Source organism: Sphingopyxis sp., assembly GCF_016793825.1.
Lineage (GTDB): Bacteria > Pseudomonadota > Alphaproteobacteria > Sphingomonadales > Sphingomonadaceae > Sphingopyxis.
On the sequence record NZ_JAEULM010000047.1, the window covers coordinates 1 to 14,375 of the forward strand.

Annotated in this window: 11 protein-coding genes and 1 pseudogene; 5 read left to right on the forward strand and 7 right to left on the reverse strand. The window is 63.4% G+C overall.

What is annotated here, in order from left to right:
* From JNM03_RS16240 to JNM03_RS16250, 3 genes and pseudogenes are all read left to right on the forward strand, one after another.
* Positions 1 to 1,314: pseudogene (locus JNM03_RS16240) on the forward strand (DNA-directed RNA polymerase subunit beta); the annotation flags it as partial.
* A gap of 55 nt (positions 1,315 to 1,369) precedes the next feature.
* Positions 1,370 to 5,650 (forward strand): DNA-directed RNA polymerase subunit beta', encoded by a 4,281-nt coding sequence (rpoC, locus tag JNM03_RS16245; RefSeq protein WP_294038196.1) that lies wholly within the window; start codon positions 1,370 to 1,372, stop codon positions 5,648 to 5,650.
* A 114-nt stretch (positions 5,651 to 5,764) separates the two neighbouring features.
* On the forward strand, positions 5,765 to 6,469 hold the full coding sequence (locus tag JNM03_RS16250; protein ID WP_294038197.1) for a TonB-dependent receptor: 705 nt from the start codon (positions 5,765 to 5,767) through the stop codon (positions 6,467 to 6,469).
* Positions 6,470 to 6,492: 23 nt separating this feature from the next.
* Here JNM03_RS16250 and JNM03_RS16255 read toward each other — a convergent pair whose 3' ends face one another.
* From JNM03_RS16255 to JNM03_RS16265, 3 genes are all read right to left on the reverse strand, one after another.
* Positions 6,493 to 7,299, reverse strand: coding sequence for an alpha/beta hydrolase (locus JNM03_RS16255; protein ID WP_294038198.1), 807 nt, complete (start codon positions 7,297 to 7,299; stop codon positions 6,493 to 6,495).
* Between the two features lie 442 nt (positions 7,300 to 7,741).
* A complete protein-coding gene (locus JNM03_RS16260) occupies positions 7,742 to 7,921 on the reverse strand; it encodes a PspC domain-containing protein (protein ID WP_058816939.1) in 180 nt (59 codons plus the stop codon).
* A 59-nt stretch (positions 7,922 to 7,980) separates the two neighbouring features.
* Positions 7,981 to 8,109: a hypothetical protein gene (locus JNM03_RS16265; protein ID WP_294038200.1), complete on the reverse strand. Its 129-nt coding sequence runs from the start codon at positions 8,107 to 8,109 to the stop codon at positions 7,981 to 7,983.
* A 310-nt stretch (positions 8,110 to 8,419) separates the two neighbouring features.
* On the opposite strand from JNM03_RS16265, the gene recF reads away from it, so the two are divergent.
* Positions 8,420 to 9,532, forward strand: coding sequence for a DNA replication/repair protein RecF (gene recF, locus JNM03_RS16270; protein WP_294038202.1), 1,113 nt, complete (start codon positions 8,420 to 8,422; stop codon positions 9,530 to 9,532).
* On the opposite strand, the gene JNM03_RS16275 is transcribed toward recF, so the two are convergent.
* Together JNM03_RS16275 and JNM03_RS16280 are read right to left on the reverse strand one after the other, a co-directional pair.
* Positions 9,516 to 9,722 carry a hypothetical protein gene (locus JNM03_RS16275; RefSeq protein ID WP_294038204.1) on the reverse strand — a complete coding sequence of 69 codons (207 nt, stop codon included), beginning with the start codon at positions 9,720 to 9,722 and terminating at the stop codon, positions 9,516 to 9,518. The genes recF and JNM03_RS16275 overlap by 17 nt on opposite strands.
* Positions 9,723 to 10,172: 450 nt before the next feature.
* The gene (locus JNM03_RS16280) at positions 10,173 to 10,517 is read right to left on the reverse strand and encodes an arsenate reductase family protein (protein ID WP_294038205.1); all 345 of its coding nucleotides are present in this window, start codon (positions 10,515 to 10,517) and stop codon (positions 10,173 to 10,175) included.
* Between the two features lie 170 nt (positions 10,518 to 10,687).
* Here JNM03_RS16280 and JNM03_RS16285 point away from each other — a divergent pair, with 170 nt between their 5' ends.
* On the forward strand, positions 10,688 to 11,455 hold the full coding sequence (locus JNM03_RS16285; protein ID WP_294038207.1) for a murein L,D-transpeptidase catalytic domain family protein: 768 nt from the start codon (positions 10,688 to 10,690) through the stop codon (positions 11,453 to 11,455).
* Between the two features lie 38 nt (positions 11,456 to 11,493).
* On the opposite strand, the gene JNM03_RS16290 is transcribed toward JNM03_RS16285, so the two are convergent.
* Complete coding sequence (locus tag JNM03_RS16290) at positions 11,494 to 12,831, reverse strand: L,D-transpeptidase family protein (RefSeq protein ID WP_294038209.1); 1,338 nt, start codon at positions 12,829 to 12,831, stop codon at positions 11,494 to 11,496.
* 179 nt (positions 12,832 to 13,010) lie between these two features.
* On the reverse strand, positions 13,011 to 14,372 hold the full coding sequence (gene accC / locus JNM03_RS16295; RefSeq protein WP_294038211.1) for an acetyl-CoA carboxylase biotin carboxylase subunit: 1,362 nt from the start codon (positions 14,370 to 14,372) through the stop codon (positions 13,011 to 13,013).
* Between the last annotated feature and the right edge of the window lie 3 nt (positions 14,373 to 14,375).

Genomic DNA, 14,375 nt, shown 5'->3' on the forward strand with positions numbered 1-14,375 from the left:
CGCGGCGTCGACAAGGACGAGCGCGCGGTCGCTATCGAGCGCGCTGAGATCGAGCGTCTCGCCAAGGACCGCGACGACGAGAAGGCGATCCTCGAGCGCAGCTTCGCGACGCGCCTCAAGGAGCGGCTGCTCGGCCAGACCACGGCCGGCGGCTTGAAGGCGATCAAGCCCGGCACCAAGCTGACCGACGAGGTCCTGGCCGAGTTCACGCCGGGCCAGTGGCGACAGATCGCCATCAAGAGCGACAAGACCGAAGGCGAGATCGAGGCGATCAAGAAGCAATACGACGAGTCTGTTAAGGCACTCGAGAAGCGCTTCGAGGACAAGGTCGAGAAGCTGCAGCGCGGCGATGAACTGCCGCCGGGCGTGATGAAGATGGTCAAGGTCTTCGTCGCGGTGAAGCGCAAGCTGCAGCCCGGCGACAAGATGGCCGGTCGTCACGGCAACAAGGGCGTCATCAGCCGCATCATGCCGGCCGAGGACATGCCTCATCTCGAGGACGGCAGCCCGGTCGACGTGGTGCTCAATCCGCTGGGCGTGCCCAGCCGCATGAACGTCGGTCAGATTCTCGAAACGCATCTGGGCTGGGCTTCGGCCACGCTCGGCCGCGAAATCGGGCAGATGGTCGATAAGGTCCGTCGCGGCACGGCCAAGCCCGCCGATCTTCGCAAGAAGATGGAGAAGGTCTACGCCAAGGAAGAGCTCAAGGAAGGCGGGCGCGAGCTCGAGGACGCCGAGCTCATCGACCTTGGCGAGAACGTGCGCCGCGGCGTGCCGATGGCCACGCCCGTGTTCGACGGTGCCCGCGAAGCGGACATCAACGCGATGCTCGAACAGGCGGGTCTCGCCCACACCGGTCAGGTGTGGCTGACCGACGGCCGTACGGGCGAGCGTTTCGACCGTCCCGTCACCGTCGGCTACATCTACATGCTGAAGCTGCACCACTTGGTCGACGACAAGATCCACGCGCGTTCGATCGGTCCGTACAGCCTCGTCACCCAGCAGCCGCTGGGCGGTAAGGCGCAGTTCGGCGGACAGCGCTTCGGTGAAATGGAGGTCTGGGCGCTCCAGGCCTATGGCGCGGCATACACGCTGCAGGAAATGCTGACGGTGAAGTCCGACGACGTGATCGGCCGCACCAAGGTTTACGAAGCGATCGTCAAGGGCGACGACACCTTCGAGGCCGGCATTCCCGAAAGCTTCAACGTGCTCGTCAAGGAAATGCGCTCGCTGGGCCTCAACGTCGAGCTTTCGTCCTACTCGGACGAAGATCCCGACGAAGGTCCGGACGCTCTTCCCGAAGCCGCCGAATAATATCTTTTCCTCACCCCTCCCGCCCGCGGCGGGAGGGGAAGAGTGGAGCTAGAATATGAACCAGCTTACCAACTTCATGAACCCGGTCGCGAAGCCCGAAACCTTCGACATGATCAAGATCGGCATTGCGAGCCCGGAGCGCATCCGCTCGTGGTCGTTCGGCGAGATCAAGAAGCCCGAAACGATCAACTATCGCACGTTCAAGCCCGAGCGTGACGGCCTGTTCTGCGCGCGCATCTTTGGTCCGATCAAGGATTATGAATGCCTGTGCGGCAAGTACAAGCGTATGAAATACAAGGGCATCGTCTGCGAGAAGTGCGGTGTCGAAGTCACGGTGACCAAGGTCCGCCGCGAACGCATGGGTCATATCGAACTGGCCGCGCCGGTTGCGCACATCTGGTTCCTGAAGTCGCTGCCGTCGCGCATCGGCCTGCTGCTCGACATGCAGCTCAAGCAGCTTGAGCGCGTCCTCTATTTCGAAGCCTATATCGTCCTTGAACCCGGCCTGACCCCGCTCGAGAAGTTCCAGCTTCTGACCGAAGACGAACTGCTCGACGCGCAGGACGAATATGGCGAAGATGCTTTCTCGGCCGGTATCGGCGCCGAGGCGATCCGCGTGCTCCTCGAAAATCTCGATCTGGAGCAAGAGCGCGTCGACCTGATGGAAGACCTGGCGACGACCAAGTCGGAGCTGAAGCCCAAGAAGATCATCAAGCGCCTGAAGGTCGTGGAATCGTTCATCGAATCGGGCAACCGCCCCGAATGGATGATCCTGGAAGTCGTGCCGGTCATCCCGCCCGAACTGCGCCCGCTCGTTCCGCTGGATGGCGGCCGCTTCGCGACGTCGGATCTGAACGACCTCTATCGCCGCGTGATCAACCGCAACAACCGCCTGAAGCGCCTGATGGAACTGCGCGCGCCGGACATCATCGTCCGCAACGAAAAGCGCATGTTGCAGGAAGCCGTCGACGCACTGTTCGACAACGGTCGCCGCGGCCGCACGATCACGGGCGCCAACAAGCGTCCGCTGAAGTCGCTGTCCGACATGCTGAAGGGCAAGCAGGGCCGCTTCCGTCAGAACCTGCTCGGCAAGCGCGTCGACTATTCGGGCCGTTCGGTCATCGTGACCGGTCCGGAACTGAAGCTGCACCAGTGCGGGCTGCCGAAGAAGATGGCGCTCGAACTGTTCAAGCCGTTCATCTACGCCCGCCTTGACGCCAAGGGTCTGTCGATGACCCTGAAGCAGGCGAAGAAGTGGGTCGAAAAGGAACGCAAGGAAGTCTGGGACATCCTCGACGAAGTCATTCGCGAGCACCCGGTCCTGCTGAACCGCGCGCCGACGCTCCACCGCCTCGGCATCCAGGCGTTCGAACCCGTGCTGATCGAAGGCAAGGCGATCCAGCTTCACCCGCTGGTCTGCGCCGCGTTCAACGCCGACTTCGACGGTGACCAGATGGCCGTTCACGTCCCGCTGAGCCTTGAGGCGCAGCTCGAAGCGCGCGTGCTGATGATGTCGACCAACAACATCCTCAGCCCCGCGAACGGCAAGCCGATCATCGTTCCGTCGCAGGACATGGTCCTCGGCCTCTACTATCTCTCGCTGGAGCGCGAAGGCGAACCGGGCGAGGGCATGTTGCTCGCCGACATGGCCGAAGTGCATCAGGCGCTCCACATCGGTGCCGTGACGCTGCACTCGAAGGTGATCAGCCGCGTTCCGCAGACCGACGAGCAGGGCAAGGAATATTTCAAGCGCTTTGAAACGACGCCTGGCCGCATGCTGATCGGCGAATGCCTGCCGAAGTCGCACACCGTGCCGTTCGATGTCGTCAATCGCCTTCTGACGAAGAAGGAAATCGGCGACGTCATCGACCAGGTCTATCGCCACACCGGCCAGAAAGAGACCGTGCTGTTCGCCGACGCCATCATGGCGCTGGGCTTCCGCAATGCGTTCAAGGCGGGCATCTCGTTCGGCAAGGATGACATGATCATTCCGGCGTCGAAGGAAGGGATGGTCGATGAAACCCGCGCGCTGGTGAAGGATTTCGAGCAGCAGTATCAGGACGGCCTGATCACGCAGCAGGAAAAGTACAACAAGGCCATCGACGCCTGGTCGCAGTGCGGCGACAAGGTGGCGAACGCCATGATGGACGAAATCCGCGCGACGCCGAAGCTTGACGATGGCCGTCTGGCCCCGATCAACTCCATCTACATGATGGCGCATTCGGGTGCTCGTGGTTCGCAGGCGCAGATGAAGCAGCTTGCCGGCATGCGCGGCCTGATGGCCAAGCCGTCGGGCGAGATCATCGAAACGCCGATCATCTCGAACTTCAAGGAAGGCCTGACCGTTCTCGAGTATTTCAACTCGACCCACGGTGCGCGTAAGGGCCTGGCCGATACGGCGCTCAAGACGGCGAACTCGGGTTACCTGACCCGCCGTCTGGTCGACGTGTCGCAGGACTGCGTCGTGATCGAGGAAGATTGCGGCACCGAACGCGGCATGGAAATGCGCGCGATCATCCAGGGCGGTTCGACGATCGCCTCGCTGGGCGAACGCATCCTGGGCCGCACGACGCTGGAAGATGTCACCGACAAGGATGGCAACATCATCGCGCCCGTCGGCACGCTGCTCGACGAAGCGACCACGCAGCGGATCGAAGACGCCGAGGTTCAGTCGGTCAAGATCCGTTCGCCGCTGGTCTGCGAAGCGACGCTGGGCGTTTGCGGCAAATGCTATGGTCGCGACCTTGCCCGCGGTACGCCGGTCAACATCGGTGAAGCTGTCGGCGTTATCGCCGCCCAGTCGATCGGTGAGCCCGGCACGCAGCTGACCATGCGTACGTTCCACATCGGTGGCGCGGCGCAGGTCAACGAGCAGTCGAACGCCGAAGCGATTTCGGATGGCACGATCGAATATCGCGACATGGCGACGATCGTCGACCAGCGCGGCCGCCGTCTGGCACTGTCGCGTTCGGGTGAAATCGCGGTCATCGACAGCGAAGGCCGCGAGCGCGCGACGCACAAGCTGCCCTATGGTGCACAGATCATGCACAAGGATGGCGAGAAGGTGAAGAAGGGCGACCGGATTGCCGAATGGGATCCGTTCACCATGCCGCTGATCACCGAAAAGCCGGGTATCGTGAAGTATCAGGATCTGCAGGACAGCAAGACGCTGATCGAACAGGTCGACGAAGCGACCGGTATCGCGCAGCGCGTCGTGATCGAATATCGGGCGGCCGGCCGCGGCAAGAAGGAAGACCTTCAGCCGCGCCTGACCTTGCTCGACGATGCATCGGGCGAAGCGGCGCGCTATCTGCTCGCGGTCGGTACGATGCTGTCGGTCGAGGACGGACAGGAAGTGCAGGCAGGCGACGTTCTGGCGCGTGTGACCCGCGAAGCGTCGAAGACGCGCGACATCACCGGCGGTCTGCCGCGTGTTGCCGAGTTGTTCGAGGCGCGCATTCCGAAGGACAACAGCGTCATCGCGAAGATCAGCGGCCGCATTGAATTCGTCAAGGATTACAAGGCGAAGCGCAAGATCGCGATCGTTCCGGAAGAAGGCGATTCGATCGAGTATCTGATTCCCAAGTCGAAGGTGCTGGAAGTGCAGGAAGGCGACCATGTGAAGCGCGGCGACGCGCTGATCAGCGGTTCGCCGAACCCGCATGACATCCTCGATGTCATGGGCGTCGAGGCACTGGCCGAATATCTGGTCGCCGAAATCCAGGAAGTCTATCGACTGCAGGGCGTGAAGATCAACGACAAGCACATCGAGGTGATCGTTCGCCAGATGCTGCAGAAGGTCGAGATCACGACCGGCGGCGACACCACGCTGCTGCCGGGCGAACAGCTCGATTACCTGGAGATGATGGAATATAACGCCAAGCTGCCGAAGAATGGCGTGCCGGCAGAGGGCCGTCCGGTCCTCCTCGGCATCACCAAGGCGTCGCTGCAGACCCGCAGCTTCGTTTCGGCGGCGTCCTTCCAGGAGACGACCCGCGTTCTCACCGAGGCTTCGGTGCAAGGCAAGATCGACTCGCTGCAGGGCCTCAAGGAAAATGTCATCGTCGGCCGCCTCATCCCGGCGGGTACCGGCGCTGCCATGAACCGCGTTCGTGTCACCGCATCGTCGAAGGACGCTGCCCTGCGCGCCGCCATGCGCGCCGCGAACCCGGACCTGATCGCTCCGGCGAGCGCTGCCGACGAGCATGCCGCCGAACTGGCGCAGGGTCCCGAAGCGGCCATCGGCGACGATCCGCTGGGCAAGGTTCAGGGCGAAGATTTCACGACCGACGATGTGATGGTCGAGGAACGTCCCGAAGGTGAAGGCGAGGAATAAGCCCCTCGGCCTTCCCGGCCTGACAGAAACAAGCCCCGCCGGAGCGATCCGGCGGGGCTTTTTCTTTGCCGCCAAGCTGATAGCCTTTGTCGTCATCAGGCAAGGAGAGCGACGATGCGGGAATATCTATTCGGGGTGACCCTGCTGCTGGGGGTCGCCGTGCCGGTACAGGCGCAGGACAACAGCAACATCGAGGGCGAAGTGGTCGTCACGGCGCAGCGGGCGTCGGCCGATTATCTGTCCGACGAACAGACGGTGGTGGGGCTGCGCCGGACCGCCGACAGCGCGATCCAGCCCGTGCGCTTCACCTCGGACTCGCGCGACGAGGATATGCGCAAGCAGGAGATTCACGCCATGCTCGAAGCCGCGATCCGCCGCGCCGACGGCGCTGGCGTCGAGCTTGTCACCGGCGAGTTCGAACTGACCCGACTGACGCTCGCCAATTTCAAGGATCTGGTTTTCGGGCGCGGGTCGCGACCCGACACGAGCGAGATCGAACTATATGTGAAGGCAAAACTCGCGGGGTCGGTCGGCAGCGCGCAGGGCCGGATCGACAGCTTTATCAAGGCGGTTCCACCCAGCGGCCGTGCGCTGCTGGAAAAGAATGGGGGCATCACGCTGACGATCATCAATCCCGACCAGTATCGGCCGGAGATCTTGAAGCTGGTCGCCGCCGAAGCGCTGAAGACGGCGGGAGCCTTTGGGCCCGACTATGGGGTCGAGGTCGCGGGGCTCAACGAACAACTGATCTGGGCGCAGGCGAGCGCGACGGAGGTGTTCCTGTACATTCCCTATCGCTTCACAGTGCGACCAAAATGAAAGGAACCGCGAGGGCGACGACCCTAGAGAATGTCGATCGCCTGCAGCCAGTTTTCGACAAGGAGCGGCCATTCCGTCACGGGGTCGGTGGTGCGCCTGAGGCCGAAGGCATGGCCTCCCTTGGCGAAAAGATGGACCTCCGACGGCACGCCCGCGGCATCGAGGGCGCGGGCATAGACGGTGCTGTTGCAGACATCGTCGACCGGATCATTCCATGCCTGCAGAATGAAGGTCGGCGAGCTGTTCTTCGTGACGGGCAGACCGGGGTCGAGCGTGCCGCCGGACCGGCATAAATGGCCGGGATAGAGCGCGACGGCGAAGTCGGGGCGGCTGCTGACAGTGTCCGCGGTATCGACCGCCTTATAGGCCGGTTCGAAAATGCTGCTCGTCTGGGCGACCAGATAGCCGCCCGCCGACATGCCGATCACGCCGATCCTGGCGGGGTCTATGTTCAAGGCCTTCGCCCGCGCCCGCACAAGGCGTATCGTACGCTGTGCGTCCTGAAGCGCGCGCGGATACTCCGGCGTGATGTGGCACTTGCAATCGCGATCCCAATAATGGGCGCTTTTGGGGACGCGATATTTGAGCAGGATGCACGTGATGCCCTTCGCCGTCATCCAGTCGCAGATTTCGGTGCCTTCGAGATCCATCGCCAGCATCTGGAACCCGCCGCCGGGGAACACGACCATGGCCGCGCCGCTGTTTTTCACTGTGGGTGGAAATATGGTCATGGTGGGAACCGTCACGTCGTGGACGGCCGTATAGTGACGCCCCGCGACAAGACCGCGTGACGTCTCGCTTCGTTCGGCCGGCTGGGAAACACCCGCCATATCGGGGGGCACGTCCGGCCATATCGGTATCTGCGTCCGCCCGGCAGGAGGTTGCCAGGGGCCGGACGGAGGGGCGGCGACCTGCGCTGATGCGGGACTCTCCGCTCGTGCCGGCCCGGTCGGGGCCTTTCCGCCTGCAATGGTGCTGCCCACCAGGCCCAGCAACACCGGCAAGCATGCGATCATCATCCAAATCCGGCCCACGGCTCTCTCCCTGCTTTGTGGAGGTAGGCTATTGGTTGGCCGGCTGCCCCACAAACGATATAAAATTCGGTAAGGCCCGAGATTCTCTCATGGCTTTCCCGCTTCGTTCACGGCGCGGGTGGGGTGGTCGTCCACCATATGAAAAGGGCCCACCGGGGTGACCGGTGAGCCCTTGGTCCTTTGGGAATGTGCGGGCCGGTGCGACGGCGCTTGGTGGAAGCGGCCGGCCCGGGCTGTCCTAGGGCGCGAGGATCGCGACGGCGAGGTACAGCAGCAGAGGCAGGCCGAAGCCGAGCAGCGTCAGGGCAACAAAGGCGACGCGCGTCCACAAGACATCGATGCCGAACTGGTCTGCCATGCCGGCGCACACGCCGAAGATCATGCCGTTGCGACGATTCTTGCGAAAACCCTGGTTCATGTCTTTCCTTTCCATCCCGGCCGCAAGGGCCGGCGTTTCTGGCGGCGTCCGGGGGCTGGTCAGGCGACCAGCCCACCGAAGTGCGCGGCGTTCGGGCCGACGGCGGCGAGGAACATCAGCGAGCAGTAAAGCGAGGCAGCGGCAGCGATCGCATAGCTCTTGAACGAGTCGATATTGAAATGGGCCATGATTTTGTCCTTCCTGTATGGTGTCTGCCGGGTCATCCGGTAGATACCCAGTGTGTTGCAGGAGGCGTGCCAATTTCATTCATTGGCGGTTAACTGCGGATTTTGGCTTCTCGAAATTTTGTTTCAACGAGATTTTTGCGGTGATATGGTGAAAATTGCCGATTATGGGAAATTTATATTATCGTCGTCCTGGGCTTGATCGGGGGTCCCGCTTGCTCCCGTCGCTGAGCCGGATCCCGCATCAAGTCCGGGATGACGAGAACGTTGAAGGCTGGCGCGGGGCGGGTGCGTGCGGTAGTCGCAATCGGACATGACGCTCGTCCGCCTCTCGCTGACCGATTTTCGCAATCATGCCGGCGCGGATATGGCGGCGACATCGGGCCTCGTTGCGCTCTACGGCGACAACGGCGCGGGCAAGACCAACATATTGGAGGCGATCTCGCTGCTCGCCCCGGGTCGCGGGCTCCGCCGCGCGGCGCTGTCGGACATGGTCCGGGACGGCGCGAGCGGCGGTTTTGCGATCTTCGCGGAAGTGACATCCGGGCCGGACCTGGCGCCGGTCGCGCTGGGGACGGGGATTGAGCCCGCCCATCTGGGACGGCGGATCGTGCGCATCAACGGGGCTTCCGCCGCGGCGGCTTCGCTGGGTGAATGGGTTGCGGTGCTGTGGCTTACCCCGGCGATGGACCGGTTGTTCGTCGAGACAGCGGGCAACCGGCGGCGTTTCGTCGACCGGCTGGTGCTGGCGCTGGATCCGCGGCACGCGCAGCATGGAAACCGGTACGAAGCGGCGCTTCGCGCGCGCGGCAAGTTGCTTGCCGATCCGGCCCAGGCCGATCAGCAATGGCTGGCGAGTCTGGAGGCGCAGCTCGCCGAACATGGTGCGGCGATGGATGCCGCGCGGCAGCGCGCGCTGGCCGCCCTGTCGGCTGAGCTGGCCGGGCTGCCCGACGCGCCCTTCGCGCGACCGATCCTGACGCTGGTCAACAGCGAGGGTGCGGCGCGCGATGCGCCTTATGACGTCGATGCGCTGAAAGAGCTGTTCGCCGCGCGGCGTCGGATCGATGCTGCGGCCGGCCGCGCGACCGCAGGGCCGCACCGCGACGATCTGTCGGCCGTTCACGCCGCGACGGGGCGCACGGCGGCGCGTTGTTCGACCGGCGAGCAGAAGGCGATGCTGTTGTCGCTTATCCTAGCGCACAGCGATTGCGTGGCGCGACTGCGCGGAGCGCGGCCGGTGTTGCTGCTCGACGAGGTCGCGGCGCACCTCGACCCGACCCGCCGCGACGCGCTATACGAGCGCCTTGCGGGGCAGGGGGGACAGGCGTGGCTTACGGGGACCGAGGCTGCGTTGTTCGATGCCATGCCGGGCCCGGTGACGCGCTTTCAGGTCGCGGGTGGGCGCATCAGCCCTTCGGTTTGACCGTGACCCAGATGCTGATCGGCGCGGCGAATTTTCCGGGAGCGGGTTTGCCGACGTCGATGCGTTCGGCGGTGACGAGTTCGCCGGTTTCAAGCGTAAAGCTGGCCCACGGCTTCGGCATGCGATTGAAGCTCATTTTCTGGAGCGGCTGGCCGGTGGCGGCGTTCATGATCGTTGCGATGATTCCCATACCGCACGGGTAGCGACGCGCGCTCGATTCTGTCCAGCCCGAAGGAAAGGAATGTCGGGAGACGACCGGTTGCGGGCAATCAAAAGTTAGCCGCCGGTCAAGTCCGTTCCACACTTGCTACAAGCGGCTGCGGGCCACGGTACGCTCCAACCAAATCCGCGTATAAAAACGGAACGGCCACATTGCGGGCAGGAAATGAGAAAACTTCTTAGGCCGAAATAGAGCAGCCAAATGATCGTCAAAGGTACGATCACCGCGAACAAAGCGTTGGACCGTAGCCCCAGTGCATGGGCTGCTAACGGCACACCCCAAATGACCGCGACGCCAAAAAGAGCGGCTGCCGCCAGATGGCGTTTGCCGCGCTTGTAAGCGCTTCCCGATTGGGCCTTTTTCATTCTTCAATGATAGTGAAGATCGCGTCCGCTTCCCACCTCAAAGCAGACGTTGCGATCAGAGGATTTCGCGTACCAGGTCCTGCGGACGGCAATAACGGACGCCTTTATCGGTTTCGACAAAGGGCCGGTTCACATAGGCGGGGTTTGCCACCATCGCGGCGATGATCGCGTCTTCGCCTGCATCCTGCAAACCGCGTTCCTCGGCATCGGTTCCGCGCAGGCGGAGCGCCTCGCGCGCCGTCAGGTTCGCATCCGCGAAGAGCTGGCGCAGCTTGCCGGCGGTGTAGGGGGTCTTCAGATATTCGACCACTTCGACCTCGACGCCCGGCGTTTCTTCCAGGATCGTGAGTGTCTTGCGCGAGGTGCCGCAAGCGGGGTTGTGCCAGATCGTTGCTTTCATGCGCCGGGTCCTAACGAGAGCTTACAGCAGCGTAAACCCGCTATTCATGGCATATATGGCACATCCTACGGCATGAAGGGGAACCACCAGCTTGCCTTTCGCGGTCCGAACCACGACTTATGCAAGGTCGACGGACCGCCAGAGGCGGCCATTGCGGGGTTGCTGTTTACGTGAACGAATTGATCGATCGGCGAAAGTTGCTGGCAGGCATGGCGGGCGTGGGGGCGTTGGCCGCGACGTCGGCGCGCGCCGCCCCGCTGGCCGACTGGATCGCCCAGACGTCGCCATCGGCGGCCTTTCCGCCCCCGACACCGGTGCAGTCGCCGGTCGACTATCTCGATGTCGCGCGCCGGCAGCTCGCATTGCAGGCGCGCAATATTCATCAGAGCGACCGTGTTGGCATCGTCGATTTCGGCCTGCCCTCGTCGCGCCCGCGCTTCGCGCTCGTCGACATGGTCGCGGGCAAGATCGAGATGTTCCCGGTGACTCACGGCCGCGGATCCGACCCGCAGCATGACGGTTGGCTCAAGCGCTTTTCGAACGCGCCGGGTTCGCTCGCCTCGTCGCGCGGCGCCTATCGCACCAGCGATTATTATTGGGGATCCAACGGATCGTCGATGCGGCTCGCGGGACTGGAACCCGACAACAACAACGCCGACATGCGCGCGATCGTCATCCACGGTGCCTGGTACGCCGACCCGTCGTTGATCGCGACTCAGGGCAAGCTCGGGCGAAGCGAGGGCTGTTTCGTGTTCGGCGAGGAATTGCTGCCGATGGTCCTCTACAAGCTGGGGCCGGGGCGTCTGCTTTTCGCGGACAAGCTCAGCGTGCCGCCACCGGCGCCGCTGTTCCAGATGCCGCCCGCGGATCCGTTGCCGGGGACGGAGAATATCATACGAACCAGCGCGGGCAGCGTCATCCCGAAGACGGCGGACTGACGCCAAAGCGTCGGCTTATCGCCGTCAACGGGACGCGATCAGTAAATTCCCGATATCGCCGGTGTCGCCGCCGTGACCGGGGCCGTCGGCACCACCGCCGGCGGGTTCGGCGAGATCACCACTGCCGCCGCTCGGCCGGGCTTGGCGAAGCTTTCCACCACCGGCGCATCGCGGCCATAGATGTCGGCCAGCTTGCTGACGCCTGTTCCCGCGGCGTTCGGGATCACCGTCCAATAGGCGACATAGACGGGGAAGGGCTGTTCGAAGGTGAATTTCGTCGTCTTGCCGCTCGCGATCGCCTCGCCGAATTCCTCGGGGCTGCGGCCCGCGAAATAGACCGCCATCAGCCCCGAAAAATGCAGCGCCTTTTCGGTGCGGATACAGCCGTGGCTGAAGGCGCGCGCAGCGGCGGCGAAGGCGCCCTTCGACGGCGTGTCGTGCAGATAGATGGCATGCGGGTTGAGCATCTCCATCTTCATCACGCCCAGCGCATTGCCGGGCCCCGGCTGCTGGACGACCGAGAGCGTCTTGCCGCTGCCCGTCCAGGTATAACCCTGGGCCCTGGCGGTGGCGGGGCTGCGCGCGATCGTCGCGCCGATGCCTTCGGCGATGATGCTCTTGGGCAGCGTCCAGGTCGGATTGACGATAATGCCGGTCGCCATCGGGTTGAGCTGCGGCGTCGGGGTCGACGTCTTGCCGACGACCGCCTTGTGCGTCGCGATGATGGTGCCGCCATGGATGACGCGGGTCAGATATTCGGGAACGTTGCTGACGACATAACGGTCGCCAAGGTCGCGCGGCATCCAGCGCCAGCGTTCCATGTTGACGCGGATCGCATTGGCATCGACCGTCGTCTTGGCCGATTTCAGCGACGCCTTCAGGATCGCGAAATTCTTGTGGACGGGATCGAGCCCGACAAGCGCTTCGGGCACGGTCCCCGATACCAGCGCCGAGGTGAGGAGCGTGATCAGCGGGGTGCTTTCGGCATCGCCGTCGGTCATGAACCACTGTTTGCGCGCTACGTTGGGCGTGCGGCCGTCGCGCATGTGGGTCGCCAGGAGAAGAAAGCTGTCGGTCGCGACCTTGTCGAGCTGGATCTGGTTGCCGCTGTCGATCGCGGCTTGCAGACCGACGGGGTTATAATCCTTCGCGAACAGACCTTCGTCGCCGACCGTCTTGATGAAGGTCAGCAGCGCCCTGGCGTTGGCGATCGACCAGCTTGGCAGGTTGGCTTCGGACACCGTCTCGACGATCGGGGCGTCGTCCTTGACCCGGTCGGGTTGCAGGACGACCGAATCCTCCTTCACGCCGGTTTGGGCCAGCGCGGGTACGGCGAGCAGGATCAGGGGAAGAGCAAGCGCCACAGACGTGCGCATCGAAGGGAGAGTTTTTTGGGCCATGCCCAAGCCCATAGCCAAAAACGCTCCCTAGTTAAAGTGAGCTAGGCCGCAGGTCGGCGCATCCCTGATCTCGTCGCTTCGGACTTGATCCGGCGTCACCGCGCAGGCCCGGGATCAAGTCCGGGCGCGCGAAAATGGACATAGGCGCACCGATATCAGGCTGAGTCCTCATCATCCTGCCGCGCGAGCCATTCTTCCAGCCACTTGATCGTATAATCGCCGTGGATCACGTCGGGATCGGCGAGCAGGGCCTGATGAAGCGGAATGTTCGTCTTGACCCCGCCGATCACCATTTCTTCCAGCGCGCGGCGCATCCGCATCATGCAGCTTTCGCGGCTGCGGCCATAGACGATCAGCTTGCCGATCATGCTGTCGTAATAGGGCGGGATCGAATAGCCGGCATAGAGTCCGCTATCGACGCGCACATGCATCCCGCCCGCGGCGTGATAATTGGTGACCTTGCCGGGTGAGGGCAGGAAGGTGCGCGGGTCCTCCGCATTGATGCGGCATTCCATCGCGTGGCCGCGGAATTCCAGGTCTTCCTGCTTGACCGAAAGCCCCATGCCGCCGGCGATGCGGATCTGTTCGCGGACGAGGTCGAAGCCGGTGATCATTTCGGTCACGGGATGTTCGACCTGGATGCGCGTGTTCATCTCGATGAAGAAGAACTCGCCATTTTCCCAAAGAAATTCGATCGTGCCCGCGCCGCGATAGCTCATCTTCGCCATCGCATCGGCGCACACCTTGCCCATCCGCGCGCGTTCTTCGGCCGAAATGATCGGCGAGGGCGCTTCCTCGAGCACTTTCTGGTGGCGGCGCTGCAGCGAACAGTCGCGCTCGCCCAGATGGATGGCATTGCCCTTGCCGTCGCCGAACACCTGGAATTCGATGTGGCGCGGGTTGCCGAGGTATTTTTCCATGTAGACGGTCGGATCGCCGAAGGCCGCGGCCGCTTCGCTCGACGCCTGGCCCATCAGGCTTTCGAGGCTGTCGGCGTCAGGGACGACCTTCATTCCGCGTCCGCCGCCGCCCGATGCGGCCTTGATCAGCACCGGATAGCCGATCCCTTCGGCGATCTTGCGCGCTTCGTCGCCATATACCACCGCGCCGGGCGACCCCGGAACCACGGGCAGGCCCAGTGCGACCGCGGTGCGCTTGGCCTCCACCTTGTCGCCCATCGTGCGGATATGTTCGGGCTTCGGCCCGACGAAAATCAGGTTATGCGCCTCGATGATCTCGGCAAAGCGTTCGTTTTCGGAAAGGAAGCCATAGCCGGGATGGATGGCATTGGCGTTCGTCACTTCGGCGGCCGAGATGATCGCCGGGATGTTGAGATAGCTGTCCTTCGCCGCCGGCGGTCCGATACAGACGGCCTCGTCGGCAAGGCGGACGTGCATCGCGTCGGCGTCGGCGGTCGAATGGACGGCAACGGTCTTGATGCCCATCTCGTGGCACGCGCGATGGATGCGCAGCGCAATCTCGCCGCGGTTGGCGATCAGGAGCTTTTCGATCGTCATGGT